4 protein-coding genes are annotated in these 4,373 nt (G+C 61.2%); 1 reads left to right on the top strand and 3 read right to left on the bottom strand.

Annotation, left to right across the window (positions count from 1 at the left end; all coding sequences use genetic code 11):
• Positions 1-110: 110 nt before the first annotated feature.
• The 3 genes from ACTO5E_RS10260 to ACTO5E_RS10270 all read right to left on the bottom strand — a co-directional run bounded on the left by ACTO5E_RS10260 (position 111) and on the right by ACTO5E_RS10270 (position 2,990).
• The gene (locus tag ACTO5E_RS10260) at positions 111-656 is read right to left on the bottom strand and encodes an AAA family ATPase (RefSeq protein ID WP_482303403.1); all 546 of its coding nucleotides are present in this window, start codon (positions 654-656) and stop codon (positions 111-113) included.
• On the bottom strand, positions 653-1,528 hold the full coding sequence (locus ACTO5E_RS10265) for a UTP--glucose-1-phosphate uridylyltransferase (RefSeq protein ID WP_482303404.1): 876 nt from the start codon (positions 1,526-1,528) through the stop codon (positions 653-655). Before ACTO5E_RS10265 ends, ACTO5E_RS10260 begins: the two co-directional genes overlap by 4 nt.
• 334 nt (positions 1,529-1,862) lie before the next feature.
• Positions 1,863-2,990, bottom strand: coding sequence for an RING finger protein (locus ACTO5E_RS10270; protein WP_482303405.1), 1,128 nt, complete (start codon positions 2,988-2,990; stop codon positions 1,863-1,865).
• Positions 2,991-3,521: 531 nt separating this feature from the next.
• Between ACTO5E_RS10270 and ACTO5E_RS10275 the strand changes: the two genes are divergently transcribed.
• A partial coding sequence (locus ACTO5E_RS10275; protein WP_482303407.1) for a single-stranded-DNA-specific exonuclease RecJ occupies positions 3,522-4,373 on the top strand: 852 nt, incomplete at its 3' end.

A 4,373-nucleotide genomic window follows, 5' to 3' on the forward strand; every position in this document is an offset into this window, starting at 1 on the left:
ATCCTCGAAAGGCGGCAAGCCTTTCTTGCGGTTTTTTCCTTGAAAGCCCTCGTTTTGGGACAAAAATCCGACATTTCTCCGGTTTTCAAACAGACTCTAGGCCCGGAGGGTCAGCCCAGCCGCCTCATGACCTCCTCTGCCAGCTCCCTGGGGGAACGCCCCTTGACCCACAGCTTTTCTGTGTCCATCCGCTCATACAGCGGCAGACGCTCCAGACTGCGGGCCAGAACGTCCGGGGTGCGCAGCCCCGCGGCTGTGTCCCGCTCCACATGAGCCCGCAGGCTCTCCGGGTCCGCCATCAGGGTGAACACCCGCACCTGCACTCCGGCAGTGTCCGGCCGGGCAGTGTCCTGCCGGACCGAATCCCACTGGGCCAGTTCCAGCCGGGCCAGCAGGCTGTCGATGATTTCCTGCTGGTGAAGCACCCAGCAGAAAATCACGGTCTCAAAGGCCGGGCAGGCCAAAAAACGCCTCAGCACAGAGGTGATGTTGTCCATCACCAGCGCTTTGGTCTCCTCTGTCACCACAAAGGGCTCCATGTCCCAGCACCAGTCCCCGTCTAAAAAGACGCAGGGCTGGGCCAGCCTCTTCAGCTCCCGGCAGACTGTGGTTTTGCCCACAGCCATGGGGCCGTTGACAATGACCAGCCGCTTCATAGGGCTTTGGCCAGCTCCTTCAGATAGGCCCGGAAGGCGGGGCCGATCTCCGGGTGGTCCAGGGCCACCTCTACCCCCGCCTGCATCACGCCCAGCTTGCTGCCCATGTCATAACGCCTGCCGGTAAAGTCCACCGCAATCATGCTCTCCCGGCGGGCCAGGGCCTTCATGGCGTCGGTGAGCTGAATCTCCCCGCCTGCGCCGGGAGGGGTCTGGTCCAGAATATCAAAAATATCCGGGGGCAGAACGCAGCGCCCCAGAATGGAGTACAAAGAGAATTCCTGGCCGGGGGCGGGCTTCTCCACCATGTCGGTGCAGCGGAAGCGGCCCTGCTCCAAGGGCTCCACCTTCAGGGAGGAATACTTGCGGATGGCCTCCGGAGAGACCTCCTTTACCCCCACCACGCCCAGGCCATACTGCTCGTAGGCCCGAATCAGCTGCCCGCAGGCCGGGTCCTCGCCAATAATCACATCGTCGCCATAGAGCACCGCAAAGGGCTCGCCCCCCACAAAGGCCCGGGCGCAGTTCACCGCGTGGCCCAGGCCCCGGGTCTCCTTCTGGCGCACATACCACACATTGGCCAGCCGGGAGATGCCCACCACCTGCCGCAGAACATCCGCCTTGCCCGGGTCGGCGGACAGACGCTCTTCCAGCTCAGGGGCCCGGTCAAAGTGGTCCTCCAAAAGGCCCTTGCCCCGGTTGGTAATAATCAGAATGTCCTCAATGCCAGAGGCTGCGGCCTCCTCTACAATGTACTGAATGGCGGGCTTGTCCACAATGGGCAGCATCTCTTTGGGCATGGCTTTGGTGGCGGGCAGAACCCGGGTGCCCAGGCCCGCTGCCGGGATAACGGCCTTACGAATCTTTTTCATATTCCTCGTTCCTTTCTGTGTCAAGGGGCGGGTAAATCAAAACAGTCCACAAAGCGGGAGGACCCATAAAAAGCTGACAGCGCGGGCAAAAAGCTATCTGAATACAGCAGCGAACGCAGGAGCCCGGCGGACCCGCTCCTTTCCCATCCCGTGACATACAACGGAGACCAAGACCCGCTGACACTGCCTTTTCATTGACAAAAGAGCAAGTGAAGCTCCCGCCGCCCCCCTTCCCTCCAACTACGCTTCGTTTATGGACAGGAAGGGGCTTTCTGTCAAACACAAAATATTGCTTCCCTCATTCCTGGGACATGTCTGCCGCCCAACCGCTCTGTCAAAGCAGCAGGGGGACCACATTCACCAGCAGAAAGTAGCAGACAAAAATGCACACCGCGATGGAGGGGTTCACGCCCCCCCGGGCGTCCAGGGTCATGTTGGGCTCGTCGGCCAAATTGGCGGCCTTCACCTGCCGCACCGTGCGCACACAGTGCTTCATGTACATCTTGTTGCCCCGCAGCCCCACAAAAATCATCACGGCCAGCATCAGCAGCAGGCAGAGCATGGGCAGGCAGATGTCCAGATACATGCGGGGATTCTCCGTCAGCAGCTGGGTAATGACAATCATCTGCTCGTTGGTGGGGGCAAAGCCCCGGGTGGCGTCCATCCCCGCCTGCTCCATCAGACTGAGCAGCGTGGGCGTGGCCACAAACACAGAGGACGCCAGGTACAGCAGGTAAATCAGCAGCATAAGGGCCGTGACAATGGCCCCATATTTATACTGCTTGCGGTAGAGCATCCAGCCCCCGGAGAACAGGAACGCCGAAAAGTTGAACTTATTGCGCCCGCTCTGCTTCATATACCGGAAGACCGGCATATAATAGGCCGTGTTCTGCTTCACCAGCTTCGAGGCGTCCCCATAGCTGACGCCGCTGTCCAGCACATCGGCGGGGTTCACGCCGCCCATGGGGTCAAAGGCAAAGGGCATGGAGCCATAGGGCCGGGGGGGCGTCCCATAGGGGTTATAGGGGGGCGGGCTCTGGTCCGGCTGGCCGCTCTGCCCCGGCCGGCTGTTCTGGCCTGGGGAGCTGCCCTGGCCCGGCCAACTGCCCTGGCCGGAGGACGCAGGCGGGGCCCCGTAAACGCCGGAGGGCCTCAGGGGCTGTCCGCAGCGGCCGCAGAACAGCGCGCTGTGGCCGTTCAGCGCACCGCAGGCAGAGCATTCCTGGTCCTTAATCTCCGCCGAGGGGGCGGGCTTGGGGGGAGGCGGCGGGGTCCAATCCTTTCCCGCCTGGTGCAGGTCGTCAAACACACACTGGCCCGCCTGCAAATAGCATTCCCGGTGATAGGGCGCGCCGCACTGGGGGCAGACCACAATGTCATCCTCCTCCCGAAAGGGCTTGCCGCACACGGGACATTTGATCCCTGTAAAGTCAATCATAGCCAAAAGCCATTCCTTTTCCATTTCATATTACCCTGCTTGGCAACACGCTGTTCCGGTATCACCATACTTGGTATTGTACACGATTTCGCCGGAAAGTGCAATGATAACCCGGCAAATTTTCATTCTGTTAACAAATTGAGGGTTCTGGGGAATAAAGAGCGGGATTTCCTCGCTTTGCGGCCAGTCCCGGCGAAGAGGGAGCCGGAAGCTTTCCCCTCCCCATCCGCTGCTTGCCGGGGTGTACTCTCATAAGCTGCGTATGCGGGCTTTTGAGCAGATTCCAGTCAAAAATGCGCATACTTGCTTGCAGCTCTTATGTACCCTGCGTACCTCAAGAATTTTTGGCGCAGAAGCTGGCAAAAATCTGTCAAAAGGCCCGTGCGAACACTTATGGGACCACGCCCTGAGAATCCGCCAGAAGGCAAGCCCCTCCAAGCTCCTGTGTCCGGGCGCGCCCCTTTCATTGATAAAGTGCCCGGCACTTGCAACGCCCCGCCTTTTGTGCTATAATTTATCTTAAGAAACCATACCCACAGACCAGAAGGTGCATTCATGAAACGCTGGCAGCTCTCTCCCTTTGATAAAACCGCCGCTGTGGCCCTGGCCAGGGACGCGGGCCTCCCTCCCCTTTTGGGCGCGCTGCTGCTGGGCCGGGGCTGCGCCACCCCCCAGCAGGCCCACGCCATGCTGGACAGCGGCAGCTTTGCCGACCCCCTGCTGATGAAGGACATGGACAAAGCTGTCAGCCGCCTGCGCCGCGCCCTGGACGACTTTGAAAAGATCGCGGTCTACGGCGACTATGACGCGGACGGCGTTACGGCCACGGCCATTCTTTTCACCTATCTCCGGGACCAGGGGGCCAAGGTCAGCTTCTATATTCCCCAGCGGGGCAGCGAGGGCTATGGTCTGAACATGGCTGCGGTGGACACCCTGAACCGGGAGGGGGTGGACCTGATTGTCACAGTGGACAACGGCGTGTCCGCTGTCAAGGAGATTGCCTACGCGATAAAGCTGGGCATGGATGTGATTGTCACAGACCACCACCAGCCCCAGGAGCAGCTCCCCCAGGCCGCCGCGCTGGTCAACGCCCACCAGCCCGGGGACGAAAGCCCCTATAAGGAGCTCTCCGGCGCGGGGGTGGCTTTCAAGCTCCTCATCGCCATGGAGGGCGGCGGGCCGGAGGCTGTGGAGCGGGTGGAGAAATACGCCGACCTGGCCGCTGTGGGCACAGTGGGGGATTCGGTCCCCCTGACCGGGGAAAACCGGCTGATTGTGCAAACCGGCCTGAGACAGATCGACAAACGCCGCCGTCCGGGGCTGGACGCCATTCTGGACCCGGGCAGCGGCAGAACCGACGCCGGCAAGCTGGCCTTTACCGCCGTCCCCTGTATCAACGCCACCGGC

It is taken from the genome of Acutalibacter sp., assembly GCF_056800975.1.